This is a genomic window from Nocardia sp. NPDC001965 (assembly GCF_053594175.1).
In genome coordinates this window covers 1-26,291 of the sequence record NZ_JBSFDZ010000045.1, presented here as the reverse complement: position 1 = coordinate 26,291, position 26,291 = coordinate 1, and the positions used below count along the sequence as shown (strand labels likewise).

General features: G+C 66.5%; 23 protein-coding genes and 4 tRNA genes. 13 read left to right on the top strand and 14 right to left on the bottom strand.

Annotated elements, in window-relative coordinates:
• Positions 1-15: 15 nt before the first annotated feature.
• Positions 16-2,505 (top strand): glycerol-3-phosphate 1-O-acyltransferase, encoded by a 2,490-nt coding sequence (locus ACWCPQ_RS31470; RefSeq protein WP_449905661.1) that lies wholly within the window; start codon positions 16-18, stop codon positions 2,503-2,505.
• Complete coding sequence (locus ACWCPQ_RS31465; RefSeq protein WP_449905659.1) at positions 2,502-3,950, top strand: 1-acylglycerol-3-phosphate O-acyltransferase; 1,449 nt, start codon at positions 2,502-2,504, stop codon at positions 3,948-3,950. The genes ACWCPQ_RS31470 and ACWCPQ_RS31465 overlap by 4 nt, the downstream gene beginning before the upstream one ends.
• Positions 3,951-3,969: 19 nt before the next feature.
• Here the strand turns inward: ACWCPQ_RS31465 and ACWCPQ_RS31460 are convergent, their stop codons facing one another.
• The 6 genes from ACWCPQ_RS31460 to ACWCPQ_RS31435 all read right to left on the bottom strand — a co-directional run bounded on the left by ACWCPQ_RS31460 (position 3,970) and on the right by ACWCPQ_RS31435 (position 6,171).
• On the bottom strand, positions 3,970-4,689 hold the full coding sequence (locus tag ACWCPQ_RS31460) for a polyprenol monophosphomannose synthase (RefSeq protein ID WP_449905657.1): 720 nt from the start codon (positions 4,687-4,689) through the stop codon (positions 3,970-3,972).
• A 143-nt stretch (positions 4,690-4,832) separates the two neighbouring features.
• Positions 4,833-4,958 (bottom strand): hypothetical protein, encoded by a 126-nt coding sequence (locus tag ACWCPQ_RS31455; protein WP_449905655.1) that lies wholly within the window; start codon positions 4,956-4,958, stop codon positions 4,833-4,835.
• A 147-nt stretch (positions 4,959-5,105) separates the two neighbouring features.
• A tRNA-Phe gene (locus ACWCPQ_RS31450) sits at positions 5,106-5,179 on the bottom strand.
• 55 nt (positions 5,180-5,234) lie between these two features.
• Positions 5,235-5,311, bottom strand: a tRNA-Asp gene (locus ACWCPQ_RS31445).
• A gap of 27 nt (positions 5,312-5,338) precedes the next feature.
• Positions 5,339-5,414, bottom strand: a tRNA-Glu gene (locus ACWCPQ_RS31440).
• 94 nt (positions 5,415-5,508) lie between these two features.
• Positions 5,509-6,171: a TetR family transcriptional regulator gene (locus ACWCPQ_RS31435; protein ID WP_449905653.1), complete on the bottom strand. Its 663-nt coding sequence runs from the start codon at positions 6,169-6,171 to the stop codon at positions 5,509-5,511.
• 873 nt (positions 6,172-7,044) lie between these two features.
• On the opposite strand from ACWCPQ_RS31435, the gene ACWCPQ_RS31430 reads away from it, so the two are divergent.
• Positions 7,045-7,117: transfer RNA gene (locus ACWCPQ_RS31430), tRNA-Lys, on the top strand.
• Between the two features lie 488 nt (positions 7,118-7,605).
• A complete protein-coding gene (locus tag ACWCPQ_RS31425; RefSeq protein ID WP_449905651.1) occupies positions 7,606-8,574 on the top strand; it encodes an acyl-ACP desaturase in 969 nt (322 codons plus the stop codon).
• 130 nt (positions 8,575-8,704) lie between these two features.
• Here ACWCPQ_RS31425 and ACWCPQ_RS31420 read toward each other — a convergent pair whose 3' ends face one another.
• Positions 8,705-9,331: a hypothetical protein gene (locus ACWCPQ_RS31420; RefSeq protein ID WP_449905649.1), complete on the bottom strand. Its 627-nt coding sequence runs from the start codon at positions 9,329-9,331 to the stop codon at positions 8,705-8,707.
• A gap of 264 nt (positions 9,332-9,595) precedes the next feature.
• On the opposite strand from ACWCPQ_RS31420, the gene dusB reads away from it, so the two are divergent.
• From dusB to ACWCPQ_RS31400, 4 genes are all read left to right on the top strand, one after another.
• Positions 9,596-10,744, top strand: a complete 1,149-nt coding sequence (gene dusB, locus ACWCPQ_RS31415; RefSeq protein ID WP_449905647.1) for a tRNA dihydrouridine synthase DusB — start codon at positions 9,596-9,598, stop codon at positions 10,742-10,744.
• A gap of 311 nt (positions 10,745-11,055) precedes the next feature.
• Positions 11,056-13,479, top strand: a complete 2,424-nt coding sequence (locus tag ACWCPQ_RS31410; protein WP_449905645.1) for an LCP family glycopolymer transferase — start codon at positions 11,056-11,058, stop codon at positions 13,477-13,479.
• A 170-nt stretch (positions 13,480-13,649) separates the two neighbouring features.
• A complete protein-coding gene (phoU, locus tag ACWCPQ_RS31405; protein ID WP_058852953.1) occupies positions 13,650-14,312 on the top strand; it encodes a phosphate signaling complex protein PhoU in 663 nt (220 codons plus the stop codon).
• A gap of 457 nt (positions 14,313-14,769) precedes the next feature.
• On the top strand, positions 14,770-15,195 hold the full coding sequence (locus tag ACWCPQ_RS31400; RefSeq protein ID WP_449905642.1) for a hypothetical protein: 426 nt from the start codon (positions 14,770-14,772) through the stop codon (positions 15,193-15,195).
• Between the two features lie 303 nt (positions 15,196-15,498).
• On the opposite strand, the gene ACWCPQ_RS31395 is transcribed toward ACWCPQ_RS31400, so the two are convergent.
• The 7 genes from ACWCPQ_RS31395 to ACWCPQ_RS31365 all read right to left on the bottom strand — a co-directional run bounded on the left by ACWCPQ_RS31395 (position 15,499) and on the right by ACWCPQ_RS31365 (position 21,805).
• A complete protein-coding gene (locus ACWCPQ_RS31395) occupies positions 15,499-15,699 on the bottom strand; it encodes a hypothetical protein (RefSeq protein ID WP_449905640.1) in 201 nt (66 codons plus the stop codon).
• A 245-nt stretch (positions 15,700-15,944) separates the two neighbouring features.
• Positions 15,945-16,721: a phosphate ABC transporter ATP-binding protein PstB gene (gene pstB / locus ACWCPQ_RS31390; RefSeq protein WP_063125974.1), complete on the bottom strand. Its 777-nt coding sequence runs from the start codon at positions 16,719-16,721 to the stop codon at positions 15,945-15,947.
• 20 nt (positions 16,722-16,741) lie between these two features.
• Complete coding sequence (pstA, locus tag ACWCPQ_RS31385; RefSeq protein WP_449905638.1) at positions 16,742-17,647, bottom strand: phosphate ABC transporter permease PstA; 906 nt, start codon at positions 17,645-17,647, stop codon at positions 16,742-16,744.
• Entirely contained in the window at positions 17,647-18,618 is a 972-nt protein-coding gene (pstC, locus tag ACWCPQ_RS31380) for a phosphate ABC transporter permease subunit PstC (protein ID WP_449905636.1), read from the bottom strand. Before pstC ends, pstA begins: the two co-directional genes overlap by 1 nt.
• An 88-nt stretch (positions 18,619-18,706) precedes the next feature.
• The gene (gene pstS, locus ACWCPQ_RS31375; protein WP_449905634.1) at positions 18,707-19,816 is read right to left on the bottom strand and encodes a phosphate ABC transporter substrate-binding protein PstS; all 1,110 of its coding nucleotides are present in this window, start codon (positions 19,814-19,816) and stop codon (positions 18,707-18,709) included.
• A 301-nt stretch (positions 19,817-20,117) separates the two neighbouring features.
• The gene (gene mshD / locus ACWCPQ_RS31370) at positions 20,118-21,026 is read right to left on the bottom strand and encodes a mycothiol synthase (RefSeq protein WP_449905632.1); all 909 of its coding nucleotides are present in this window, start codon (positions 21,024-21,026) and stop codon (positions 20,118-20,120) included.
• 11 nt (positions 21,027-21,037) lie between these two features.
• Positions 21,038-21,805 (bottom strand): winged helix-turn-helix transcriptional regulator, encoded by a 768-nt coding sequence (locus tag ACWCPQ_RS31365; protein ID WP_449905630.1) that lies wholly within the window; start codon positions 21,803-21,805, stop codon positions 21,038-21,040.
• A 620-nt stretch (positions 21,806-22,425) separates the two neighbouring features.
• On the opposite strand from ACWCPQ_RS31365, the gene ACWCPQ_RS31360 reads away from it, so the two are divergent.
• The 5 genes from ACWCPQ_RS31360 to ACWCPQ_RS31340 all read left to right on the top strand — a co-directional run bounded on the left by ACWCPQ_RS31360 (position 22,426) and on the right by ACWCPQ_RS31340 (position 26,011).
• Positions 22,426-23,235, top strand: coding sequence for an LmeA family phospholipid-binding protein (locus ACWCPQ_RS31360; protein WP_449905628.1), 810 nt, complete (start codon positions 22,426-22,428; stop codon positions 23,233-23,235).
• Positions 23,232-23,687, top strand: a complete 456-nt coding sequence (locus ACWCPQ_RS31355; RefSeq protein ID WP_449905626.1) for a thioredoxin family protein — start codon at positions 23,232-23,234, stop codon at positions 23,685-23,687. Before ACWCPQ_RS31360 ends, ACWCPQ_RS31355 begins: the two co-directional genes overlap by 4 nt.
• 671 nt (positions 23,688-24,358) lie before the next feature.
• Positions 24,359-24,832 carry a DUF4395 domain-containing protein gene (locus ACWCPQ_RS31350; RefSeq protein WP_449905624.1) on the top strand — a complete coding sequence of 158 codons (474 nt, stop codon included), beginning with the start codon at positions 24,359-24,361 and terminating at the stop codon, positions 24,830-24,832.
• Positions 24,833-24,866: 34 nt separating this feature from the next.
• On the top strand, positions 24,867-25,700 hold the full coding sequence (locus ACWCPQ_RS31345) for a sulfurtransferase (protein WP_449905622.1): 834 nt from the start codon (positions 24,867-24,869) through the stop codon (positions 25,698-25,700).
• Between the two features lie 5 nt (positions 25,701-25,705).
• Positions 25,706-26,011 (top strand): DUF1416 domain-containing protein, encoded by a 306-nt coding sequence (locus ACWCPQ_RS31340; RefSeq protein WP_030522845.1) that lies wholly within the window; start codon positions 25,706-25,708, stop codon positions 26,009-26,011.
• Positions 26,012-26,291: the final 280 nt, after the last annotated feature.

Sequence of the window (26,291 nt, the reverse complement as noted above, 5' to 3'; positions counted from 1 at the left end):
CAGAGGATCCGCACCATGATCGAGCACCGCAGTGGAGCCCCGGCCGCCTCCGACCTGCCGCTGGAATCGGTGGTGGCACTGGTGGATTCGGCCTCGGCTACCGAGCGCGAACTGATCGGCCGCTGGATCGCCGACGGCGGATTGGCGGCCGAACTGGGAGTGGACGCCCCGGTGACCCAGCTCGATCTGGACGCCGACGCCATCGCCGACCGCCTCACCGGCCGCATCGACGACCCGCTGGTGGTGCCGGTCCGGGTGCTGTGGCTGCCACCCGAACGCGACGGTGTCCGGCGGGTGACCTTCGGCGACCTCGCACTGCTCACCAACCCCCGCCGCCCGAACCGGCTCGCCCAGCGCCGTCTGGTCGAACGGTCGCCGGACCGGCACCTGATCCTCACCGGCAGCCCGGCCCGGCTCGCCGAACTACGGGCCAACAATCCCGAGGCCGCCGCACTGCATCGCGCCGGGACAACCGAACCGTTCGCCCGCGCGGTGGTCCGTGCCGCGGTGGTCGCGCTCGAACGCGCCGAACGCGGCGTGATCGGTGACCGGTACAAGGTGCCGCGCCTGGTCGCCGAGGAGATCCTGGACTCACCCGAGTTCCTGCGGCGGCTCGAACTGATCGCCGACGAATCCGGGGCCGACCCACAGGACGTGCACCGCCGCGCCGAGAAAGCACTCAACGAACTGGTCGCCGCCCAGAGCCGGACGGTCTCGGATCTGTTCACCCAGGCCATGCGCCCGGTCCACGCGTCGACCTGGAAGGTGGACTGTGACGAATCCGGGCTCGCGGCGCTGGGCGAACTCAACCGGCGCTATCCGCTGGTCTTCCTGCCCTCCCATCGGTCCTATGTGGACGCGTTCGTACTGGGCGATGTGCTGGCCCGCAACGATTTCCCGCCCAATCACGTGGTCGGCGGCGCGAATCTGCGGTTCTGGCCGATGGGACCGATCGCCCGGCGCACCGGCACGATCTTCATCCGGCGCAGTTTCGGCGGCGATACGGTCTACCAAGCGGTGGTCGAGGAGTATTTCGGCTACCTGATGGCCCGGCGGTTCAATCTGGAGTGGTACTTCGAGGGTGGCCGCACCCGGACCGGCAAGCTCCGCCCACCCCGCTACGGGCTGCTCAACTATCTGGCCGCGGCCGTCCGGCAGGAGCGGATCGCCGACGCGCTCCTGGTGCCGGTATCGATCACCTACGAGCGGCTCAACGAACTCGGCGCCATCGCGGACGAACAGATGGGTGGCCGCAAGAAACCCGAGGGTCTGGGCTGGCTGGCCCGTTACGTCCGTAATCAGCAGCATTCGGCCGGGCACGTCTACGTCCGGTTCGGCGAACCGCTCTCGACGCGGGAACGGCTGGCCGCACACGGCGATCCGCTCGTCGCGCGGCCGGTCACCATCCCCCTGCACCGCACCGACCCGGCGGACCGGAACGCCGCGCATCCGGTCGATCCACGGGATCCCGTGGAGGAGAGCGAACGTCTGGCGGTCCAGCGGCTCGCGTTCGATGTGGCCGTGGGTATCAACTCGGTCACCCCGATCACCGTCAACGCGCTGGTCGCCCTGGCGCTGCTGGGTGTCCATCAGCGTGCGCTGACCCGGGCGGAGGTCTGCGAGGTGCTCGCCCCGGTACTGGACTACATCGAACAGCGTGATCTCCCGCGCGGCGAGATCGCGAAACTGCGGGACGAGCAGAGCCTGGCCGTGGTCCTGGAACAGTTGTCGCTCGCGAAGGTGGTCACGGTCTATCGCAGCGGCGTGGAACCGGTGTACTCGATCGAGTCCGGTGCCCACCTCGAGGCCGCGTTCTATCGCAACAGCGCGGTGCACTGGTTCGTCGACCGCGCGATCGTGGAACTGGCGATCCTGGCCGCGGTGGAAGCCGCACCCGACGATCCGGGCGGCGATGCCGTCGGCCCGGACGCCGACGCGCTGGGCATCGGCTGGGAAGAGGCCTACCAGCTGCGGGATCTGCTGAAGTTCGAGTTCTTCTTCCCGGACCGGGCCGAATTCGCCGAGCGGATCACCGCGGAGATGCTGCTGGTGGACCCCGGCTGGCAGTCCAGGCCCCGCGACACTCTCGGCAGCGAGATCCTGGGCGCGCTCACCGGCACCGGGTTCATGATGGCCCACCGGGTGCTGCGCTCGTTCTTCGACGCGCAACTGGTGGTGGCCGAACGGCTGGCCGCCCGGGACCCGTCCGCACAGATCGACCGCAAGGAGTTCATCGACGAATGCGTCTCGGTCGGCAGGCAGATGCTGCTGCAGCAGCGGCTGCACAGTACCGAGTCGGTCTCCACCGAGTTGTTCGGCAGTGCCCTGAAACTCGCCGCCAACCGGGGGTTGCTCGAACCCGCCGATCCGGAATCGGCGGAATCGGTGGCAGAACTCGCCCAGCGGCGCCACGAATTCGCCGAACGGCTGCGCACGATCGGTTTCCGGATCTCACGCGCCGCCACCCTCGACCCCTCCAATCTTCCCGCAGGACGGATCCGATGAGCGCCCGGGACACCGGAACCCGGGGCACCCCTGCCCCGGCCCCCTCCACCACGACGATCGATGCGATGGTCGCAGCCATCCGTTCCGGGCCGCGCGGTCCAGGGATCGGCGCGGTATTCGATCTGACGGCCGTCGCGGAACTCCGTTCGGCCCCGGTACCGCGGTGGCGCGGTACCGACCGCGAGCTGACTGCCGCTCTGTTCGAGCAGTTGCGCCACACCGGGTCGAGTAAGGCGGCCGATATCCTCGAACGCGCCGTGCGGGACGCCGCCGGTCGTACCCCGGAGGATCTGACCGCGCTGGGCGAACGACTGTTCAAGCGTGGTTGGTACGACCGGCTGCGCCCGGAGTCGCTACGGCTGGTCCGGGAACATGTCGCCGCTGGGCACACCGTGGTGCTGACCGGGGATTCGGCCGAATTCCAGTTGCGTCCCGCCGCCACCGCCCTTGGTATCCCCCATGTACTCGGTACCCGCCCGGCGGTGACCTCGGACGGGCTGAGCGGGCTGATCGAGGGCGGGGTGGTCTACGGCCCCGAGAAGGCTGAGGCGGTATCGGAATTCGCGACGGCCCACGAGGTGGATCTCGCGCATTCCTACGTCTACAGCGGTAGCGCGGCCGACCTTCCGCTCCTGTCCCGCGCCGGGACACAGATCCCCGTCGCACCCGACCCGGTCCTCGCCGCGGCCGGCGCCGAGTACGGCTGGGCCACGCCCGCCGTCGCCGCGCGGACCGCACCGCGTCCGGCCGACTACGTGCGGACTCTCCTGGGGTTCGCCGCACTGATCGCCGGTGCGCTGTACGGCGTGCTGCGCAAGTCGCATACCCGCGACCGGCGGGCCATGGCGGACGCGCTCATGAAATACGGAACGGCCTGGCCGCTGCGGCTCTGCGGGATCCGGCTCCGGGTCACCGGGGCGGAGAACGCCCGAGGGCCACGTCCGGCTGTGTTCCTGTTCAATCATCAGAGCCAGTTCGACGTACTCATCGTTCCCGCTGTCCTCGGCGGCGACGTCACCGGAGTCGGGAAGAAGGAACTCATCCGGCATCCGATCTTCGGGCCGCTGATGAGGTTCGTCGGCGTCACCTTCATCGACCGGTCGAACACCGATCTCGCCAAGGCCTCCCTGGCTCCGGTGGCGGATACCCTGCGCACCGGCCTGTCCGTCGCGATCGCCCCGGAGGGCACCCGCTCCTACACCGCGCAGCCGGGCAAGTTCAAGAAGGGCGCCTTCCACATGGCCGAGCAGGCCGGGGTACCGGTGATCCCGGTGGTGATCCGCAACGCCGCCGATATAGGTAGGCGGGATTCGATGATCGCGCGCCCGGGTGTGGTCGATGTGGCGATCCTGCCGCCGGTGGAGATCGATGGCGGTGACCTGGACGAAAAGGTCGCCGAGGTCCGGCAGCGCTATCTGGACACCCTGCGCGACTGGCCTCGGTGACCGGCGGACCGGTCTTCGGTCAGAGCGCGCGGCCCAGCAGCAGCTTCCACGGCATCAACGCCGATTCCAGCTGCACCTTGAGGCTCATCTTGGAGGCACCGAGGGTTCGTTCCTCGAAACGAATGGGTACCTCGGCGATCTCGACGCCCTGTTTCTTGGCCCGATAGTTCATCTCGACCTGGAACGAGTAGCCGTTGCTGCGGATGGTGCCGATATCGATGGCGCGCAGCGTATCGGCCTGCCACGCCTTGAAACCGGCGGTGGCGTCCTTGATGCCGAGCCGCAGGATGGCATTGACGTAGAAGTTGGCCCACGCCGACAGCGCCTTGCGGTACCACTTCCATTCCGCCGCTGTGGAGCCGCCGGGCACATACCGGGACCCGAGCACCACGCCCGTCCCCGGCCGGTTCAGTTCCTCCAGCATGGCGGGAACGACCTCGGCGGGATGGGAAAGATCGGCGTCCATCTGGATCACCACATCCGCGCCGTCCTCCAGCGCACGGGTGATCCCGGCGATGTAGGCGCGGCCCAATCCGTCCTTCTCGGTCCGGTGCAGGACCGAGACCACGTTCGGCAGCTCGGCGGCCAGCTTGTCCGCGACCTCACCGGTGCCGTCCGGGGAATTGTCGTCGACTACCAGTACGTGCAGGTCGGGCACGGGTAGTGCGGTCAGCCGCTCCACCGCTACCGGCAGATTGTCCCGCTCGTTGTAGGTCGGCACAACAACGGTAACCCTCAAGGGTCGCCCTCCCTGCTCACCTGGTCTCGCCTCGCAGCCGGTGAAGCAGGCCGCGGGCGTCGCTACGTATTACCCGTGAACGGTAGCCCAACCGCCCGCCAGGGGATGCAGCGCACCGGTCATAGCGTCACAGGACGGGGTCGTCAGGGGTTTTCCGGCGGTCGATCGCCCTCGCGCCAGGTCCGGTCCGCCGCATCCTGCGTGGCATTGCGCTGATGCACGATCTCGAGCGCGCGTTCGGCTGTGGCCTGATCCGGGTAGGGTCCCATCCGATCCCGGAACCAACATTGACGCCCGCGCTCGGCGCGCTGATGCTTCAAGCAGTAGTACCACCGTTCCGCCATGATCACAGCATTCCACCCGAACGGGGTCCGAAACAGCAGAAACCCCCCGATCGGTGATCAGGGGGTCGATTGTGGCCAGGGCCGGGATCGAACCGGCGACCTTTCGCTTTTCAGGCGAACGCTCGTACCAACTGAGCTACCTGGCCGCAGGCACCCGGAACGAATGCCATCCGATGGAAGCCGGATTGCTCCGGCATCCACTGGCGACCCTGACGGGACTCGAACCCGCGACCTCCGCCGTGACAGGGCGGCGCGCTAACCAACTGCGCCACAGGGCCTTGCTGTGTGCCACCTACTCACATAGGTGGTACCCCCTACGGGATTCGAACCCGCGCTACCGCCTTGAAAGGGCGGCGTCCTAGGCCGCTAGACGAAGGGGGCTCGTCCCGGATTTCTCCGGACCGGCTTTCAACGGCTGTCCGTTGGGAGCTCGCATAGCTTATGACAGGGTGCACACAATTCCCAAATCTGCTGGTCAACCGGGCGAACCCAGCTCTTCCAGTCGCGCGCTCGCCCGCCATCCCGAACGTCCGAACTCCTCGGCCCAAGCCTGAGTGCAACTGGCCCGCACCAGCATCTCCAGCGAGTCCCGGAACCGGGTGCGCAGGTCCGGGTCGCCACCGTGGGCGTCGGCCATATAGCGCTGGCCGATCAGCGCGCCGGCGAGGGTACGGGTGAATCGATCGGGGTCGGTATCGGGACGCAACTGTCCCTGCTCGACCGCTCCGACGGTCAGATCACGGATGCTCGCGGAGAGCATCAGGCAACCGCCGTGGCCCTGACGATGGAAGCCGGGATCGATGACGAGCCGGAATTCGGCCTGCACGATTATGTCGTGCTCGAGCCGCAGCGCCAGCTCGTCGATGACTCCGTGCAGAATATCGAGCGCGCCCAGATCCGCACGGACCAGCCAGCGATCGATGGTGATGGTGTACCGCTCGATCGCCGAATCGAGTACGGCCCGCGCCAGATCTTCCTTCGAATCGAAATGGAAGTACATGGCGCCCTTGGTCGCCCGGGATCCCTCCAAAATGCGGTTGAGCGAAGCCGCGGCATAGCCGCTCTTCCCGAACTCAACGGCGGCGGACCGGATAATTGCTGCCCGTGTCCGACGGGCCCGCTCTTGCTGCCGTGCCATGCTCGAAACGCCTCCGAAGCCTTGTGCAATCCCCGGGATTTCCACCCGCGGAATACTCGCGACCGTTCCTCCGCCTTCGACCAGCGGACGGGCGTCGCGAACTTATCCTGTTGTTTGCCGACCTGCGGTCGGTTTATTGACCTGTACCGAACCTTTGGTACGAAACCCAGCCCGCAGCGGAAACACACCGGCTGGTATAATTCATTGGCCCGGGTGCGCCGCAGGGGGTGCGCATCCGGGCATTCCGTTGCGCTGTACCTGGTCCCCCATCCGCCTCCCGCAGCGTCGACCCGAGTGACACTCCGAATTCGCCGATTCGTAACGGTACTCGGAATCTCGTACCGGCATGCGGTAAACCGATGCAGCGGGCTACCATTTCGGCACGCGGATTCAGCGGACACGACAAGGTTCGGGGAAACTGCGCGGCCGAGCGAATCCTCCCGTAACGCAGGATGTTCGATCATCCGGCCGAACCCCGGGCCAGCACTCAGCCGACCGTCCCGGCCTGTCGATACCTGCCGCCCTCGCGCAGGCCGGCGGGCCCGCAACACTCCGCGAGCCGAGCCCGCGGACCCCGTACCTGCGAGAAATCTGCCTTTACCGATCCAAAGGCATTGGTATCCAACATATTTGGATCGTATCGTGCTACCCGTTGTATCAACAATGCCGCAGGTACCGTGATACAGAACCCAGGGGTATGGTTTCGGCCCGCCGGGCGAGCCCGAACCGGCCCGACCTCCGCTCTACCCGCATCGGCACTCGGGCCGACTTCCGGCCGATGACCAGGGGCCACGGCCGCCGGGGTGACGGAAAGCACCAGCACAGCCGCCCGATTACGAGAATCCCGGACTCGCCCATTACACTTGCGCCCGCGCCCCTATAGCTCAGTTGGTAGAGCTACGGACTTTTAATCCGCAGGTCCCAGGTTCGAGCCCTGGTGGGGGCACAACGGGTGCCCGGCCGCCGGCCGGGCACCCGACTGTTTTCCGGGTCCTCGGTTCTCTCCCTATTCTCCCGGGCCCGCTCCCGGCCTCCTGTGAGTTCGCCCAGCCTCGTCCCGGCCGCGCTGTGACCCGGGCCGAGAGCCGTGGTCTCACCCCGGGGCCGCCCGGCCGACCTTCCCATCGACGGGAAGGTCGGCAGAGCAGGCTGATCAGCGCGGTAACTCCGGGAGGACATGACACCGGACCCCGTCGGTGTGCCATTTCCCACGGCCGCTAACGCAATCGGGACACGCAGCGATAGGCCCATGACAGCGGATCCGGTCATACACTCGGTTATGACCCCCCGTGCGAGGGACACCTGCGTCAACGTGCATCTTTCTCGGTCCGATGCGTTTCGCATCACACCTACGGTGCCGTAAGGTAGGGCCGCATCGGCAACGGTCCACATCAGGTGACCCGCACGAACGCAACATATGAAGGGCTTGATTACATGGCAAGGGATCTGACTCAACTCGAGCTGCTCACGGAGTTGGAGACGGTTGCCGAGCAGAACGTCAACCGGCACCTCTCCTTGGCAAAAGAGTGGCATCCGCACGACTACGTCCCGTGGGACGAGGGTCGCAACTTCGCCGCGCTCGGCGGACAGGACTGGGACCCCGACCAATCCAAGCTCAACGAGGTCGCCAAGGCGGCCATGATCACCAACCTGCTGACGGAGGACAATCTGCCCTCCTACCACCGCGAAATCGCGGAGAACTTCTCGCAGGACGGCGCCTGGGGAACCTGGGTCGGTCGGTGGACCGCCGAGGAGAACCGGCACGGCATCGCGATCCGCGACTACCTCGTGGTCACTCGCGGCGTCGATCCGGTGGCGCTGGAGCAGGCACGCATGGTCCATATGACCAACGGCTTCGCTTCGCCCACCGAGGCCGACGCAGGCTTTCTGCATTCGGTGGCCTACGTGACCTTCCAGGAACTGGCCACCCGGGTATCGCACCGCAACACCGGCAAGGTGTGTGACGACGCGATCGCCGACCGGATGCTCCAGCGCATCGCGGCCGACGAGAACCTGCACATGATCTTCTATCGCAATATGTGCGGTGCGGCCCTCGACCTGTGCCCGGACCAGGCGCTGGATGCCATCACCCTGATTCTGGAGAATTTCCAGATGCCGGGCGCCGGTATGCCGAATTTCCGGCGCAACGGTGTGCTGATGGCCAAGCACGGCATCTACGACCTGCGTCAGCATCTCGAAGAGGTCGTCCAGCCGGTCCTGAAGAAATGGGATATCTTCGGCCGCACCGACTTCACCGCGCGCGGTGAGGCGACCCGCGAACGGCTCGGCAATTTCCTGGACAAGCTGTCCAAGGACGTCGTCAAGTTCGAAGAACAGCGCGACAAGATGCTCGCCCGCGAAGCCGCGAAACGCGAGAAGGCATTCGCCACGGTCAACAGCTGAGCGCCGGATCACTCCGTACGACACGAGACCGCCGGATCACCGGCGGTCTCGTTCGTATCCGTCGACAGCGCTGCGATGAACGACCGCGAGCAAATCCGGTCTGCGGCTACGGTTCCCGGCACGTGGAAGCTCATTTCACCGGCAGAGCCCCGTCCACGCCGCCCACGTCCGTGATCTGCCAGCCCGCGTTCTCGTCGACCGTCACCGTGTAGGTCACCGTAGTCTGCGTACCATCCGGATTCTGGGCATTGGTCGAGGTCACGTTCACGAAGACGTTCACCTTGTAGACCCCGTCCTGATCGGACATCACCTTCGCCGTAATGGGCGTGGCCGTCGAGGTCCACCGCAGCGGTACCAGGATCTGTTCCAGTTTCGGGGCGGTGTCGTCGAACTTGCCGGACAGCTGCGGGCTGGTGTTCTTCTTCAACGCGGCGATCCAGGCGTCGAGGTCCTCGAAGTTCACACTCGCCGCGCCGACAGCGTAGTCGGTGGCCAGCTGTTCGGCGTGGCTCTCGGCGGCGGCCTGTTCGTCGCGGTCGGCCAGCTCACCACGCGCCGTGAAATACAGGACCGCGAATACGATCGCCGCCAGCGCGAGCACGGCGACGACAGCGCCCCGGACCAGACTGGATACCCGGATCGAGACGGTGCCCGGGCGGGATTCGGCCGGCGTCGTTTCCGCGGAGGTCGGGACCGGAGCGCCGGCTTCGGCGGTCCCGTCCGGCTCGCGAACGGCGTCGTCGGTGTTCTCGGCCATGGTGATGTCGTCCTCTTTCGATTGCTCCCGATCCGGGGCGAGGCGCCCCGGATCTGTATCCAGCGGAAATCGGGCGGCCGGCAGGTCCGGCGCACACGAGGCTAGCGTCCGGTCCGGACCGGACCGGCAACTGCCCCGGAGGCAGCGGCGGCACGGCCCGGGCAGGGCGGCCGCGCAGGTGACGAGTACGAACACGGTCGCGACCTGCGGCGGTGAGGTACCCGATAGTGACCGGGCACGATATCCGAGGGAGGATAGAGCACTGTGCAAACACAGCTGGAGCAGGAGACACGTTTGCGGATCGGCCCCTATCCGGTCGACCCGCCGGTTGTCCTCGCCCCGATGGCCGGGATCACCAACCTCGCGTTCCGCAAACTCTGCCGGGAGTTCGGCAGCCCGACCGCGATCTACGTCTGCGAGATGATCACCGCCCGCGCGGTGGTGGAACGCAACGAGAAAACGTTGCACATGATGTCGTTCGACGCGGGGGAATCCCCGCGGTCGATGCAGCTCTACGGTGTGGATCCGGCCACTCTGGGAGAAGCGGTCCGCATCGTCGTCGGTGAAGGCTGGGCCGACCATATCGATATGAACCTCGGCTGCCCCGTGCCCAAGGTCACGCGGCTCGGCGGTGGCGCCGCTCTTCCTTACAAGCGGAATCTGTTCGCCCGGATCGTCCGGGAGATGGTCCGGGCCGCCGAACCGGCCGGGGTCCCGGTGACCATGAAGTTCCGGATCGGGATCGACGACGATCATCAGACCTATCTCGACACCGGCCGCATCGCGGAGAGCGAGGGCGCGGCCGCGGTGTCGCTGCACGCCCGGACCGCGGCCCAGCGTTACTCCGGAACTGCCGACTGGTCGGCCATCGCCCGTCTGAAAGAGGCGGTCACCACGATTCCGGTGCTCGGCAACGGCGATATCTTCAGCGCCGCCGACGGCGTCGCGATGATGGCGCAGACCGGCTGCGACGGAGTCGTGGTGGGGCGCGGTTGCCTGGGCCGGCCCTGGTTGTTCGGCGAACTGAGCGCCGCCCTGAAGGGTGAGCCCGCGCCGGTACCCCCCACCCTCGGCGAAGTGGGCGCGATCCTGGCCCGCCACGCGGGACTGCTCGCCGAACACCACGGCGAGGACAAGGGCATGCGCGACCTGCGCAAACATATGGCCTGGTATTTCATGGGCTTCCCGCTGGGCGCCGATCTGCGGCGGAGTTTCGCGACCGTGTCCTCGCTGGCCGAACTCGGCACGCTCATTGCCCAGCTCGATCCCACCGTCCCGTTCCCACAGGACGCCGAGGGCCCGCGGGGCCGGCAGGGCTCACCGGGCAAGGTCGCGCTCCCGCACGGCTGGCTGGACGATCCGGAGGACGGGACCGTCCCGGCGGCGGCCGATGTGATGCACAGCGGGGGCTGATCGAATGGCGAACGAATAATTCGACACGCCGGGACGCCACGCCGGTAAACGGATGTATGCACGTGCAAACATAACTGCGGGCAACTTTCCAGCATTTACCGCTTTTGCTGCCCTCTCGTAATGTCCGAGTGGCTCTCAGTGGCGAAATCGTTATCATTGCGGAATCCCGAGCAGCCTTTCGAGCACGGCTGTGTCGGCAGCGAGATGCGGAAAAGCGAGGTTCATTGGTGGGTGACGATCGGCACGGGCGATCACCACGGCCCGGAGGTCGCGCACCGTGGGAGCGGTATCCCACGGGAGAGTCCCCCGAAATGGACGGCGCGAGAGAGTCCCGTCGGCCGCGACAGCCGGAGCCGCCCGCCAACCCCGGGCCGCTGACGGTTCAGGATCTGGTCGACCGGGTGGACAGCGAGCGGACCGTCCGGCGTCGTGAGGGCGACGCGCCCCGGCACGGAGCACCGGACGGCCCGCCGCCGGAACGCGCACAACGTCCGCCGAGCCCGGGACCACGGCCTCGCGCCGAGCAGCGTCCGCGCCCGGACCAACCGGGCCCCGACGGGCCGCCGCCCGCCGCACGGACCAACCGGCCGCCCGCCCCACCGCAACGGCCCGCTGCCCCCGCACCGGGCCGCCCACCCACCGGCTCGACACCGGCGGCACAGCCGGCCGACGGCCGGCCCGCGGGACCACCGCCGCGGCGTCCCGACCGGCCGCAGCCACCCGCTGCCCGCAACCAGCAGCCCGCTCCCCCACAACGTCCCGGCCCGGATCAGCCCGGGCCGGTACGCCCGCCCGGGCGGCCCGGCGAGATGCCACCCGGGCCGAACGCGTCCCGTCCACCGACCGGCAACCGGGCCGCGGTACCGCCGCCCGCGAAGGCCGCACCCGACCCGTCGAAGCGCCCCCCGACCGGACAGCGACCCGCCGCGCCGCCGGCCGAGGCCGGTGATCCGACGACGGTCGTTCCACAGCAACCCGACCCGGCCCGAAACGGCCCGCGACCGGTTAGCGAAGCGGCACCGAAACGCTCCCGGCAACCATCCGGCACACTCCGGCGGAACAAATCCGCGAAAGCGGCCGCGGCAATGGCCGCCGAGACCCCGGAATCGGTTACCGATGTACTCGATCCGCTCGACGAGAGCGATACCCGGATAAGCGGCCGGACCGATACCGCCGGTTGGCCGACCTCCGGCCCGGCCGGCCCGGAAACCATCGGTAAGCCGAAGCGGCGCAAGACCCCCGAAAGTCGGCGCAACAGGCGTATGCGGATCGCGGGCCGTGCCTCGGTGGCCTTCTTCTCCGTTCTGGCGCTGCTGATCACCGGCGGCGGCTGGAGCTATCTGCGCGCCACGGGCAACAGCTTCAATCAGGTATCCGCCCTCGCCGAGAACGAGGACGACGTCATCGATGCCCAAGCTCAGCTCGGTGACGAGAACTATCTGATCGTGGGCACCGATACGCGCGCGGGTGCCAACGGCGATGTGGGCGCGGGCACCGTGGAAGACGCCGAAGGCGCCCGGGCCGACACGACGATGCTGGTGCACATCCCCAAGGACCGGTCGCGTGTGGTGGTCATGTCCTTCCCCCGGGACCTCGATGTCACCCAGCCCGAGTGCCAGGGGTTCGACAACGAGAAGAACAGCTATACCGAAGATGTCTACGACTCGGCCATGGGCGCCAAACTCAACTCGGTATACGCCGTGGGGGGCCCTCGTTGCCTGCTCACCACCATTCAGCGGCTCACCGGCAGCAATATCAACCATTTCATCGGGATCGATTTCGCCGGTTTCGAGCAGATGGTGGACAAGGTCGACGGCGTCGAGGTGTGTGTCTCCGAACCGCTCGAGGACGGTGTGCTCGGCACTGTCATCCCGGAGGCCGGCCGCCATCGCATCGACGGTAAAACCGCGTTGAACTATGTTCGCGCCCGCCATGTCTACGGTGAAGAGCGCAGTGATTACGACCGGATCAACCGGCAGCAGAAGTTCCTCGCGTCACTGTTGCGCGGAGCGCTGGCGGGCAAGATGCTCCTGGATCCGGGCAGGCTCAACGGGTTCATCCAGGCGTTCAAAGACGCCACCTTCGTCGACGGGGTGGTCCCCAACGATCTGCTCATGCTCGGCCGCTCCCTGCAGGATCTGGAATCGGGAGCGGTCACCTTCCTGACCGTGCCCACCGCGGGGACGAACTCCTACGGCAACGAGATCCCGCGGACCGCCGATATCCAGGCGATCTTCCAGGCCATTCGCAACGATCAGCCCTTGCCGGGTGAGAAGACGGCTCCCGCGCCGCCCCCGACATCGGAGGCTCCGGTGCCGCCGTCGCTCACCGCGGTCGATCCGAGCACCCTGTCACTGCTGGTAGCCAACGGATCGGGTATCGCCGGCCTGGCTCGGACGACAGCCAGCCAGCTGTCCAATGTCGGCTTCAACATCTACAACACCGACAACTACACCGAGGGCAATTCGACCGAGACCAAAGTCCGCTACTCCCCGGGCCACGAAGCCGAAGCGGCCACGGTCGCGAGCGCTGTTCCCGGCGCCACCATGGAGCTCGACGAGTCGCTGGACAGCATTGTCGAACTGGTTCTGGGTGAGGACTTCCAGCAGACGGTGAACGAACCCACACCGGTCGGGAGCTTGATCACCGATGTTCCCGCCACGAGCACCGCTCCGGCGGAACTCCCGAGCGACCTCGAGCATGTGAACGCCGCCGACGACCCTTGCGCCGCGTAACCCAGCCCCCGGCCGGCCCACCTGTCGTTGCCGGTCATTGCCGAGTCCGACCGCCGTCGCTCGGGCGCACCTCACCCATCGCGGCCACGAGCAGCGAGTCGAGCGTTCGGCACCACCCATTCACCGCTTGTTTGGTGACTTGGTCAGCAGCGCCAACTACTGTCTTTTCCATGCGTGTCATCTACAACGAGCAAATGGCCGACCTCGCCCACCTGTTGGGCGAGATGGCCGGTATCGCCGGTTCGGCCATGGATCGTGCCACGCAAGCGCTGCTCCAGGCCGACCTTCCTCTTGCCGAGCAGGTGATCGGTGAGGGCGACCGGATCGCCGAGATGATCGCCGACGCCGAGGAGAAGTCGTTCGCGCTGCTGGCCCTGCAGGCCCCGGTCGCGGGTGACCTACGGCAGGTGGTCAGCGCGATCCAGATCGTCAACGACGTGAACCGGATGGGCACCCTGGCTCTGCATGTGGCCAAGGTGGCTCGGCGCCGGCATCCCAACCACGCCCTGCCCGAGGCGGTGAACGGCTATTTCGCCGAGATGGGCCGGATCGCGGTCAGTATGGGCAACGGGGCCCAAGAGGTGCTGGATACCCGTGATCCCGAGCGCGCGGCCCAGCTGAACCAGGACGACGAGGCGATGGACGATCTGCATCGCCACCTGTTCACCCTGCTGATGGACCGGGAATGGAAGTACGGGGTGGCGGCGGCCGTCGATGTGACGCTGCTGGGCCGCTACTACGAGCGTTTCGCCGATCACGCGGTCGAGATCGGCCGCCGGGTGATCTTCCTGGTGACCGGTGTACTGCCCGCCGACGAGGACACGGAGTCCTGATTCGACCGCTCGAAACGTTACGCAAAGGCGGGACCGGTTCACCGGTCCCGCCTTTTTGTGTCCGGTGAGCGGGATCGGAAAAATTCATCGGGATCGGTGGAACCGAAGGTCCGGGCGCCCCGTCAAAACCTATGTCAGCGAGAAATTTCGACAAGGACGGCTTCGTATGGCCCGCGGGGGCGGTCCGAGAAATCGGAGTGCAGCCGTTCGAGGAAGGAAAATTGTCGACCGATGCTCCCTTGACGCGGGAATCGCACCGATGAGAATCCCGGCTGCCGCGGAAATGCCGTAGTCGTTCGAAATACCGGAAAACACAACCACGAGGCATCGGGCCTCGGTGGCCCGATGCCCTCTGCCTTTGCCCTCTGCCTTTTACAAGGCAGACGAATCTCGATCGCCGGACGCCGCAGCAGCGGGTTCGGCATATTCGAACCGATGAACCCCAGAAGGAAATGTAATGCGTAAGTCAGCGAAATCCGTCCTGTCCGGTCTCGCCGTCGCCGCCTCCGCCACCGCGCTGGTCATGGGAACCACCGGTACCGCGGCGGCCACCCCGGTCGTCACCCAGGAACTCGGCAGCTGTGTCTGGTCTGCGGATGTGGTGCATCTGGGTGGTGTGCCGATGGACGGATACGGCATCCAGTGGTACGTGAAAACGGGCCGCAACGACAATACCGATGCCCACTGCAGTTTCGAGGCCCAGGCGACCTTCGGCATGAAGGACGGCGGCAATCGGACGATCAATTTCGGTAGCGACAAGCCCGCACACGACCAGATCTTCGCCGAAGGACCGGCCCGTATCCTGCAGGTCGGCCTGAGACTGTGCGTGGACGGGCAGGGCTGCTCGGACTGGAAGTTCGAGAACAGCGTCTGGAATCAGTAGGTACTCCAGACCGGTCGGAGAGAGGCCCGCACCTGTAGGTGCGGGCCTCTCTCCGACATGTGATCAGCCGAATCGGCCGTAGATGTAATCCTCGGTGGTCTTCTCGCCCGGGTCGGGAAAGATATTCTCGGTATCGTCGATTTCGACAGAAACCACGATCTCCGCAACACTCGGAATCTCTGGGCGTTGCGGAGATCGCTCAAACCCGCATGATATCGGGCGGGACCGATCACTGGAGTCGGGTTACATGCCGACAAATTATCAGTTGTCGACAGCGTGGATTTCGACCGAATCCGGTATAACTTATTGGACCACGATCCATTCGTACCGGCCCTGGCCGTGTGAGTAGCAAATCCACTTCGTCGTGCCCTCGGTGCGAGTATTGCCGACGGTGGACTCATTGCACGGGTCCGTCGGCACAGCCGCGGCCTGCGGGGCCAGCAACGTCGCACCCAAGATCGTGGCCACACCGAGCAATCCACTGGTGAAAAGTCGAACTATCATCACGAATCCTCTTTCACTCGAACAGATTTCGCAGAGGTCGTGCCATTATTTTCTCCCCCCTGCCTCACACAGGATATCGAATCATGTTGCAAGAAACAACAACTCGAATCGATCCATATGAGGCGGGCAAGGCGCGGCAGCCACGGGTTCGGTGGCGACACGGGGGTTCCGGCCGGTACGACGCAGACAGAGAAGCCCGCGGGAAGGGTTCCCGCGGGCTTCTCGTCGTCGATGCCGCCGGTGGCTCAGCCGAAACGGCCGGAGATGTAGTCCTCGGTGGCCTTCTCGCCGGGGTTGGAGAAGATCTTCTCGGTATCGTCGATCTCGACCAGCCGGCCCGGCTTGCCCTGGGCCTCGAGGTTGAAGAAACCGGTCTTATCGCTCACCCGTGCCGCCTGCTGCATATTGTGGGTGACGATGACGATCGTGTATTCCTTCTTCAGTTCGGTGATCAGGTCCTCGATCGCCAGCGTGGAGATCGGGTCCAGCGCCGAACAGGGCTCGTCCATCAGCAGGACATCCGGAGACACCGCGATGGCCCGCGCGATGCACAGCCGCTGCTGCTGACCGCCGGACAGACCGCCACCGGGCTTGTCCAGGCGATCCTTCACCTCGTTCCACAGGTTCGCGCCGCGCAGCGAGCGTTCGGCGACCTCGTCGAGCTCCCCCTTGTTGCGCACACCCTGGAGCTTGAGACCGGCCACCACATTGTCGCGAATGGACATGGTGGGAAACGGGTTCGGCCGCTGGAACACCATTCCGATGGTGCGGCGCACCCCGACCGGATCCACCTGCGAGGCGTAGATGTCCTCACCGTCGAGCATGACCGCGCCCGAAACACTGGCGTTCGGGGTCACCTCGTGCATCCGGTTCAGCGACCGCAGCACAGTGGACTTACCGCAACCGGACGGGCCGATGAAGGCGGTCACACTGCGCGGCAAGACGTTGAGCGAGACATCGGCGACGGCGTGGAACTTGCCGTAGAAGATGTTCAGGTCTTTGATGTCGATCCGCTTGGCCATCAGTTATTCCGTTTCCGCCCTTATCGGTTCCGCGTGAGGAGTTTGTTGACAGCCGCGGCCGCCAGGTAGAGCACCGCGATCATGAGGATCAGGGTCAGCGCGGCGCCCCACACCCGCTGCCGGCCCGCGTCCTCGGCGCTCTTGAGTTCCTGGAAGATCAGCAGCGGCAACGAGGCCATATTGCCGTCGAAGATGTTCATATTGATCGCCTTGCTGTACCCGACGAGTACCAGCACCGGCGCCGTCTCCCCCATCACGCGCGCCAGCGCGAGCAGGATCCCGGAGATCATGCCGGGCAGGGCGGTCGGGATGACGATCTTCACGATCGTCTTCCACTTCGGGATGCCGAGCGCGTACGAGGCCTCACGCAGCTCGTCCGGGACGAGTTTGAGCATCTCCTCGGTATTGCGCACCACCACCGGCAGCATGAGCAGCACCAGCGCGAGCGCCACCGCGAACGAGCTCTGCGGGAAACCCAGGGTCGCGATCCACAGCGCGAAGATGAACAGGGCGGCGACGATCGAGGGAACGCCGGCCAGGATATCGACCATGAAAGTGGTCACCTTGGCGAACCGGCCGGTGCCGTACTCGATCAGGTAGACCGCCGCCATGATGCCCAGCGGTACCGCGATGACCGCGGCCACCGCCGACTGCACGATAGTGCCGTAGATGGCGTGGTACACACCACCGCCGGTCTGGTCCGGCAGGATGCCCTTCTGCGAGTTCTGCCACCAGTCGAGCGACAGGATGACGCCGATACCGTTGCTGACCACCATCCACAGCACCCAGCCCAGCGGGATGAGGGCGATGAGGAAGCAGAGCGCGAATACGCCGGTGGCGAGGTTGTTCTTGATCTTGCGGGCCGCGCTGACGTCACGGAAGGTCGGCGCCTTGATCGGCTTGTCGAGCGTGGTCGTGGTGGTCATCAGCCGTTCACCTTTCCGCCTGCCGCGAGCCGGGCCAGCGCGTTGACGACGAAGGTCAGCGCGAAGAGCACGAAGCCCGCCGCGATATAGGCGCCGGTCGGCAGCGGTGCGCTGAACTCGGCGGCCGCCGAGGCGATCTTGGAGGCGAAGGTGAACCCGCCGTCGAACAGCGACCAGGTCCCGGGGCTCGACGAGATCTTCAGGATGAGCAGAACGGCGATGGTCTCACCGAGCGCACGGCCCAGCCCGAGCATCGAACCGGCGATCACACCGCTGCGGCCGTAGGGCAGGACGGTCATCCGCACGACCTCCCATTTGGTCGCACCGAGCGCCTGAGCGGCTTCGATATGCGCCAGCGGCGTCAGCGCGAAGACCTCACGCGATACCGAAGTGATGATCGGCAGGATCATCACCGCCAGCACCACACCGGCGGTGAAGATCGTTCCGCCACCGTCGATCGACACATTGCCGTCGGAGAACAGGAAGAACCAGCCGAGATTCTCGTTGAGGAACTCCTGCACCGGTTTCAGATACTCCGCCAGCACCAGCAGACCCCAGAGGCCGTACACGATCGAGGGCACCGCGGCCAGCAGATCGGTGAGCATGGAGAACGGGCGGGCGAGCCGCTTCGGTGCATAGCGGGTGAGGAACAAGGCGATGCCGACACCGATCGGCACCGCGATTACCAGCGCGAACGCGGAGCTCAACACCGTCACCATGAACAGGTCACGGATACCGAAACGGAGATTGTCCGCATCGCCGGTGTTGAACTCCGCACTGGTGAAGAAGTTCACCTCGTCAGCCCGGAGCGAAGGCACCGCGCGGATCAGCAGGAACAGCGCGATCAGCGCGATCGACGCCACGATGACCGCGGCCGCGGTGGTCGCCAGCGATTTGAAGATCAGTTCGGCTCGCCGGCTGTTACCGCCACTGTTGTTGCGCGACGGCGTTTTCTTGGGGTCGCTCGACATGGGTGCAGTGTCTCCGGCCTCCCGCCGACTCGTCACTGCTGACGAGTCGGCGGCGGCCACCTCTGGGTTGACTGTCATATTCGCGCTATCAGGAGATGGCGTCGATCGCCGTGGTCAGCTTGGTCTTGAACTCCGCCGGGATCGGCACGTAACCGTTGTCCGCCAGACCGTCCTGGCCGTTGGTGACGGCGGAGGTCAGGAATGCCTTGACTGCGGTCGCGGTCGCCCCGTCGGCGTACTTCGAACACACGATCTCATAGGTCGGCAGGATGATCGGGTAGGCGCCGCTCTCGGTCGGCTTGTAGAACGACGAGGTGTCGAGCACCAGATCGTTGCCCTCGCCCTTGATCTTCACACCGTTGATCGCCTTGGCGGCGGTCTCGGAGTTCAGCTCGACCGGCTCGGGACCGGCGGAGGTGACGATCCGGGTCACCGACAGGTTCTGCGATTTGGCGAACGACCACTCGTTGTAGGAGATGGCGTTCTTGGTGGTCTTGACCGCGGCCGAAGTGCCCTCGTTGCCCTGGGTACCCTCACCGACACCGCCGTTGAAGACCTTGCCCGCACCCTTGCCCCAGGCACCTTCGGAAGCGGCATCCAGGTAGAGCTGGAAGTTGTCGGTGGTGCCGGACTCGTCGGACCGGTAGACGACCTTGATCGGCTCGGCGGGCAGCTGCTTGCCCTCGTTGAGCGCTTTGATCTCGGGCGCGTCCCAGGTCTTGATGGTGCCGTTGAAGATCTCGGCCAGGGTCGGGCCGTCGAGCGCGAGGTCGGTGACGCCGTCGATGTTGTAGGTGATGGCGATCGGGCCGAACACGGTCGGCAGGTTCCACGCGGGGGAAGCGCAACGCTGCTCGGCGGCGGCGGGCTCACCCTTCTTCTCGCTCAGCGGGGAGTCGCTACCGGCGAAATCGGTCTGGCCGCCGAGGAATTCCTTGACACCGGCACCGGAGCCGCTGGAGGTGTAGTTGAGGGTCTGGCCGTCGCAGTTGGTCTCGAAGGCGGCGGTGAAACGCTCCACCGCGTTCTTCTGCGCCGACGAACCACTAGCCTTGAGGGCTTCCTTGCCACCGCAGGTGACGTCGGCGTTGGCCTCGACACCGGTCGCGGACGCATTGTCGTCGCTGCCACAGGCGGCAAGCGGCAGAGTCACGGCCGCGATCACACCGACGAGGGCGCTGCTGCGCTTGAACTTCACTCCAGTCCTCCGGATACGTCCTACTCGCCCGGTCCCTCACCGGCCCGGGCGCGTGTGGTGGTGCGGCCGTTCGCGGGGAACTCGCACACCAGGCGACCTACCGCCGCCCAGAATCAAAGTAGGGCGCGTCGGTGGACAACTGGACCAGGGCAAGTGAACGGAAGGTGAACAGGGCGGCGCCAACAGGTCCGATATGTGTGATGTTTGCCGCGTTGTTACTCCATACATACCGGAACGCCGCATCCGACCACGGAAAACGAGCGCCGGGCACCGGGCGTTCATCGCCGCGAGCCCGGACATCTCAGCCGGGCAGCGAGTAGGCGATATCGATATGCGCCGGAGCGAATCCCAGTCCCCGATAGGTGCGCACCGCCGCCGTATTGTCGGCCTCGGTGTACAGCAGGACCTCGCCCAGGCCGGCGGCCCGCAGATGGTGCAGTCCGATCAGCGTGAGCAGCCGGCCGAGTCCGCGGCCCTGAGCCGCCGGATCGATACCGACGACGTACACCTCACCCGCCGGCGGGTTCTCGTCGTAATGAACCTTGGTCCAGTGGAATCCGAGCAACCGTTGCGGCTGCCGGGCATCGAAGGCCAGGAACAGGCCGGCGGGATCGAACCACGATTCGGCGCGGCGCGCCGCCAGCTCACTGCCGGACCAGCCGCCCTGTTCAGGATGCCAATCGAAGGCCGCGTTGTTGACTCGCAGGAGCTCGGAATCGTCGGCCGGACCGGCATAGGTCCGGACCTCGATATCGGCGGGCACCTCGACTTCCGGTAGCTCCGGGGTTGCCAGGGCTCGCCGCATCTGCCAGAGCTCGCGCACGGCAGCCAAACCGGATCGCCGGGCCACCGCTTCGGCAGCAGGCAGCTTCCCGTGCGCCCAGATGCGCGCTCCCGGCCCACCGGCAGCGAGAGCGGCCGCCACCAGATCACGCCCGATACCGCGGCCGCGCCACTCCGGCGCCACCGCGGCCTCCGCCATGGCGGGATGCTCGCCGTGCGCGGGAGTCGAGCTCACGTAACCGGCGACCTCGTCCCCCAGCAGAGCCAGCAGATGGCGCGACGAGCTCTCCCGGCGCAGGCCCAGGACAGCCTGTTCGGATACCGGCGCCACACCGTCGGCGGCAGTGGCAGCGGCGAGCAGAGCGCTCACCCGGTCCGCGTGATCGGACGACAGCAGCTCGAACCACCGCAGTTCGAACCCGCCCATATCGGCCGGGCTCACTGGACGGTGCCGTTGACCGGTGCCATCGAATCCTCGTCGGCCTCGCCCTTGTCACCATTGGCCGAGCGGGCATCCGGATCGTTCTTGTTCGACGAACGGGCCGGACGCACAGCCTTGTACCCGACATTGCGGACGGTACCGATCAGCGATTCGTATTCGCTGCCCAGCTTCGCGCGCAGACGCCGGACGTGCACATCGACGGTCCGGGTACCGCCGAAGAAGTCGTAACCCCACACCTCCTGCAGCAGCTGCGCACGAGTGAAAACCCGGCCGGCATGCTGGGCGAGGTACTTCAGCAGCTCGAATTCCTTGTAGGTCAGATCGAGCGGCCGGCCACGCAGCCGCGCGGTGTAAGTGCCCTCGTCGATCACCAGCTCACCGAGCGTGATCTTCCCGGAATTCTCCGGACTGGCCGAACCGCCGGTACGGCCGACCAGCAGGCGCAAACGGGCGTCCAGCTCCGCCGGACCGGTGCTGGGCAGCAGAATATCGTCGAGACCCCAGTCGGCGTTCACCGCGACCAGACCACCCTCGGTGAGCACGGCCACCACGGGAACCGAGGACCCCGTACTGCCGAGCAGCCGGCACAGCCCACGGGCCGCCGCCAGATCCGTACGTGCGTCCACCAACGCGATATCCGCGGTACCCGCCTCGAGCAACGACGCCACCTCGGTCGGCGCGGGTCGCACATTGTGCGCGAGCAGCGACAGCGAGGGCAGAACCGAATCGGGGTCGGGGTCGGAAGTCAGCAGGAGCAGCTCCACAAGCACTCCTCCCATCTCGTAGCTACGCGAAAGCCAGCTTCGTCGCCGTCGCCACGTTGCTCATCCACAAGTTCGCTGCAAGATTAGCGCGTCGAGCTGTGTTTATTTGCGTCGCCTTCGGCGCCGCGGGTCGGGGCCCTCGTGACCCCGGTTCTTCACTCCTGCGCTCCTCCGCTTCGCTCCCCCGCTCCGTCGCTCCAGAACCGGGGCGGGCCCCGACCATTGAGGTGGACCATCCGGAAGAGGACGGATGAGCACTTCTGCCATGTCGGCCGGGTCGGGTGAGCATGTTCACTGTAAGCGCCGAGCGATCGGTGGGGCCTGGTCGGACTGGCTCCGGGCTCCGGGGAGAGTCACCAATGGTGGCGTGGGTGAAGCTCCGTTTCGCGGTGACGACCGTGGAATTCTGGGACTCACCGGGCGAGGCCCGGTGACATGTCGGGTGAGACCCGGCTCTCTCCGGCTGCGGCGGGTCCGGTGGTACCGAGCACGATCGCGACCACCGCGGCCGAGACGGGCGGCCGGTCGCACACGATCGATCGCCGGGTGACTCCGGAGCCGGTCGTTGTCGCGCACAGACCCGGGAAGGGCCGCGGCATGCGTCCACTAGGGTGCATGCCATGCGGAAGCTGATCATCGGACTGCTGTGCCTGGCAGGGCTGGCAGTGGTCGTCGATTTCGGTGCGGCCGCATATTCGGAGTACCGCGTCTCCCGATCGCTGAAGGTGGGCGCCGACCTCAGTGCCGACCCGGAAGTCACCTTCCACGGCTTCCCGTTCCTGCGGCAGGCACTCGACGGCCGCTACGACAACATCGAGATCAAGGCCGACAGCGTCCGGCCGGATATCCCGGGCGAGATCGGACTGGAGGCCACCCTGCTGGGAATGGACCTCCCACTGAGCGACCTGGTCGACGGGCGAGTGCGCAACGTGCCGGTGGAACAGGTGGACGTGCGGATGCGGGTCGCGCCGACCGAACTCGGCCGCCTGTTCGGAATCCCCGACCTGGAGGTCCATTCCCGGCCGGCGGACAAATCCGACGGCACCGGCGGTTCGGGCGGCTCCGGAATGACCACGGCGGGCGCACTGGTGCTGACCGGCACGCTGCCGTCGGCGCCGAGCGGACAGCAGGGAGCGAGCTTCGCCGGCGAACGGGTCAGCGTCGCAGCCGACCTACTGCTCGACGGCGACCAAGTGCGAATCGTGGCCACCGGCCTGTACTCGGAGGAGATCTCACCGGTCCCGTCACAACCGGTGGTCGACGAGGCCGACGTCCCGGCGATGCTGGCGATGTTCACCCGTACCATCGATACGAAAGAACTGCCTTTCGGAATCCGACCCACCGAGGTCACCGCCCTGGGCGGCCATATCGTGGTCGAGGGCCGGGGTAGAGATGTGACGATCGATTTGAACAGATTGCGGCGCCCATGATCGAGATCACCATTCTGGCGGTAATGCTGCTGGCCGGGCTGGCTGTCGGCCTGTATCTGCGCCGGCGCGAAGGCGCGCTACGAACCGCCACGGTCACACTGGACCGCGACTCCGGCACACGTGACGACCTCCTCGTCGCCGCCGGTGTGACCGGAGCAGGCCCGGCGGTACTGCATTTCTCCGCCGACTGGTGCGGACCGTGCGCGGCCGTCCGCCGAGTCGTCGCCGACGCCACCCGCGACCTGGCCGATTCACCCCAGCCACCGCGCGATATCGAAATCGATATCGACACCGACCCGGCACTGGCCCGCGCCCTCAACGTATTGTCGCTGCCGACCACCTTCGTATTCGATGCCGAAGGCCGGGAACGGTTCCGGATCTCCGGTGTCCCCAAAACCAGCGACCTGCGCAGCGCGCTGACCCCCCTCACGGCAGGATCGGCCGCAGGCTGAGCTGTTCTTTCTGCCCCGCCTTCGGCGGGGCTGTCGGGGCCCTCATGACCCCGGCCACGGATGTGGAACACCCGGGGATAGCGAGAAGAAGGCGTCAAGGGCGCTCGACCGTGCGACTCATCCGCTGGGGCGAGCCGCAGTACCTGCTCGACGCCGGAATTGCCCGACAGCACTGTCGACCCCTTTGAGCGAGGGCCGCTGCCGCTGTACGCGAGGCTGCTCCACGCGTCCCGTCGCTGCCTCTTCCCGACACACAGTCGTGGTCCGGGCCGCAGCAACGCGTCCAGGGTGTGGGAGTGGTCGCGCTTCGTCTGCCATGAGTTGCCGACCGGGATCGACGGCGATATCGGTCTCCTCGGCTCGGTCGCTCCGGTGTCGGAACGGGCCTACCGCGCGGCCGCGTAAGGCCCCCTGACCAGCCGGTCACCCCCTACCCGCTCGGGATCCGCCGGGATTGGGTAGACTGCCCGGTGTGCAAAACCACCGCGAGCTGATGCTCACCCGTCGCCGCACAGTCGATCTGTGCCGCCTCGGTGGTTGTTGCTGCCTGTGCCGCTGAGCGGTCGGGTCTCGATTTCCTGACGCCGACCACGGTTCTTCCGCGCGAGCGATCTCATCCCCCGGAGAACCGGCCGATTCCGCCGAAAAGTTCGAGCGCAGGAGTTTCCTTCATGTCCACTACCACCACAGCCGCGAACCGTGTCGATGTGCGCGGCCCCCGCTTCGTAGCCTGGGTGACCACCGGGGTTCTGGTCTTCATCCTGCTGCTCGCCGCGTTCGCCCCCGTGGCTGCCACAGTGCTGGTCGCCCTGCAGGCGCTGGTGTTCGCGCTCGGCGCCGGGCTCGGGCCGCGCCGGCACCCGTACGGCGTGATCTACGCGCGATTCGTCGCGCCGCGCCTGAGCCCGGTCGGCGAAACCGAACCGACCGCACCGCTACGATTCGCCCAGCTGCTCGGTTTCGTGTTCGCCGCGGTGAGCCTGTTGGGCTTCCTGTTCGGCAGCACCGTCGTGGGCGCGGTATTCGCCGGGTTCGCGCTGTTCGCGGCCTTCCTGAACGCCGCGTTCGGGATCTGCCTCGGCTGCAAGCTGTATCCGCTGGTCACCCGGCTGCGCCCGGCTCCCCCGTCCCCCGCATCGAACTGAACTGCAATCCGCTGTCACCACTGAAAGGGAAAACATGGCTCGCTCCGATGTCCTGGTCTCCGTCGACTGGGCCGAAGAGAACCTCAACACCCCCGGCGTGGTCTTCGTCGAGGTCGACGAGGACACCACCGCCTACGAAGGCGGCCACATCGAGGGCGCCGTGCGGCTCGACTGGAAGAAGGACCTGCAGGATCAGGTTCGGCGCGACTTCGTGAACCAGGAGCAGTTCTCCGCGCTGCTCTCCGAGCGCGGAATCGCGAACGACGACCAGGTGATCCTGTACGGCGGCAACAACAACTGGTTCGCCGCCTACGCCTACTGGTACTTCAAGCTGTACGGCCACAACGACGTCAAACTGCTCGACGGTGGCCGCAAGAAGTGGGAGCTCGACGGGCGCCCGCTGTCCAGCGACGCCGTCAGCCGTCCGGCCACCCAGTACAAGGCCGGCGAGCCGGACAACACCATCCGCGCGTTCCGTGACGAGGTCATCGCGGCCATCGGCACCAAGAATCTCGTCGACGTGCGTTCCCCCGACGAGTTCTCGGGCAAGATCCTGGCCCCCGCGCACCTGCCGCAGGAACAGAGCCAGCGGCCCGGCCACATCCCCGGCGCGATCAATGTGCCGTGGAGCAAGGCCGCGAACGAGGACGGCACCTTCCGCTCCGACGCCGAGCTCACCGAGATCTACGGTGAGGCCGGCCTGGACGGCAACAAGGAGACCATCGCCTACTGCCGTATCGGCGAGCGCTCCTCGCACACCTGGTTCGTGCTGCAGGAGCTGCTCGGACACCAGAACGTCAAGAACTACGATGGCAGCTGGACCGAATACGGCTCGCTCGTCGGCGCCCCTATCGAGTTGGGAGAATAACCACAATGTGTGCAGCACCTACCCAGGGCCAGGCCATCCCGGCCGGGGTCGATGTGGAGAAGGAAACGGTCATCACCGGCCGGGTTCTCGCCACCGACGGTGAGCCGGTGGCGGGCGCATTCGTGCGACTGTTGGACGGCAACGGGGATTTCACCGCCGAGGTCGTCGCCTCGGGCACCGGTGACTTCCGTTTCTTCGCGGCGCCGGGCACCTGGACGCTGCGCGCGCTCTCTTCGGCGGGCAACGGCACAGCCGAACTCCGTCCCGACGGCCCGGGCATCCACAACCTGGACGTCGCCGTCTCGAAGTAGACGCCGAGACTCACACGGCCCGGGATCCGCCCCCTCAGTGGGCGAATCCCGGGCCGTGTTGCTTCGGCCGAGTGGCCCGGGGGTGCCCCTGTCCCGGGTGCGGCCCTGTGGTTGCTGAGCGGGCGGGCTCGCACAAGTCGGGCAGTGGGCATGCTCGCGAACACGTGAAACCAAGACTTGCTCGCGAAGGTGCTGTGTTTTTGGCGCGCTGGCGCGCGCGGGGTCGAGGCCCCCGAAGTCTCGCCGTTCAGGCCTCGAGACTCGCGCCTGCGGCGCATGC

Excerpts from the sequence above, each read along its gene's own strand:
- ACWCPQ_RS31470 (WP_449905661.1), top strand. The coding sequence starts at position 16 with ATGATCGAGCACCGCAGTGGAGCCCCGGCCGCCTCCGACCTGCCGCTG.
- ACWCPQ_RS31465 (WP_449905659.1), top strand. The coding sequence starts at position 2,502 with ATGAGCGCCCGGGACACCGGAACCCGGGGCACCCCTGCCCCGGCCCCC.
- ACWCPQ_RS31455 (WP_449905655.1), bottom strand. The coding sequence starts at position 4,958 with ATGGGACCCTACCCGGATCAGGCCACAGCCGAACGCGCGCTCGAGATC.
- ACWCPQ_RS31435 (WP_449905653.1), bottom strand. The coding sequence starts at position 6,171 with ATGGCACGGCAGCAAGAGCGGGCCCGTCGGACACGGGCAGCAATTATC.
- ACWCPQ_RS31425 (WP_449905651.1), top strand. The coding sequence starts at position 7,606 with ATGGCAAGGGATCTGACTCAACTCGAGCTGCTCACGGAGTTGGAGACG.
- ACWCPQ_RS31420 (WP_449905649.1), bottom strand. The coding sequence starts at position 9,331 with ATGGCCGAGAACACCGACGACGCCGTTCGCGAGCCGGACGGGACCGCC.
- ACWCPQ_RS31410 (WP_449905645.1), top strand. The coding sequence starts at position 11,056 with ATGGACGGCGCGAGAGAGTCCCGTCGGCCGCGACAGCCGGAGCCGCCC.
- phoU (WP_058852953.1), top strand. The coding sequence starts at position 13,650 with ATGCGTGTCATCTACAACGAGCAAATGGCCGACCTCGCCCACCTGTTG.
- ACWCPQ_RS31400 (WP_449905642.1), top strand. The coding sequence starts at position 14,770 with ATGCGTAAGTCAGCGAAATCCGTCCTGTCCGGTCTCGCCGTCGCCGCC.
- ACWCPQ_RS31395 (WP_449905640.1), bottom strand. The coding sequence starts at position 15,699 with ATGATAGTTCGACTTTTCACCAGTGGATTGCTCGGTGTGGCCACGATC.
- pstB (WP_063125974.1), bottom strand. The coding sequence starts at position 16,721 with ATGGCCAAGCGGATCGACATCAAAGACCTGAACATCTTCTACGGCAAG.
- pstA (WP_449905638.1), bottom strand. The coding sequence starts at position 17,647 with ATGACCACCACGACCACGCTCGACAAGCCGATCAAGGCGCCGACCTTC.
- pstC (WP_449905636.1), bottom strand. The coding sequence starts at position 18,618 with ATGTCGAGCGACCCCAAGAAAACGCCGTCGCGCAACAACAGTGGCGGT.
- mshD (WP_449905632.1), bottom strand. The coding sequence starts at position 21,026 with ATGGGCGGGTTCGAACTGCGGTGGTTCGAGCTGCTGTCGTCCGATCAC.
- ACWCPQ_RS31360 (WP_449905628.1), top strand. The coding sequence starts at position 22,426 with ATGCGGAAGCTGATCATCGGACTGCTGTGCCTGGCAGGGCTGGCAGTG.
- ACWCPQ_RS31355 (WP_449905626.1), top strand. The coding sequence starts at position 23,232 with ATGATCGAGATCACCATTCTGGCGGTAATGCTGCTGGCCGGGCTGGCT.
- ACWCPQ_RS31350 (WP_449905624.1), top strand. The coding sequence starts at position 24,359 with ATGTCCACTACCACCACAGCCGCGAACCGTGTCGATGTGCGCGGCCCC.
- ACWCPQ_RS31345 (WP_449905622.1), top strand. The coding sequence starts at position 24,867 with ATGGCTCGCTCCGATGTCCTGGTCTCCGTCGACTGGGCCGAAGAGAAC.
- ACWCPQ_RS31340 (WP_030522845.1), top strand. The coding sequence starts at position 25,706 with ATGTGTGCAGCACCTACCCAGGGCCAGGCCATCCCGGCCGGGGTCGAT.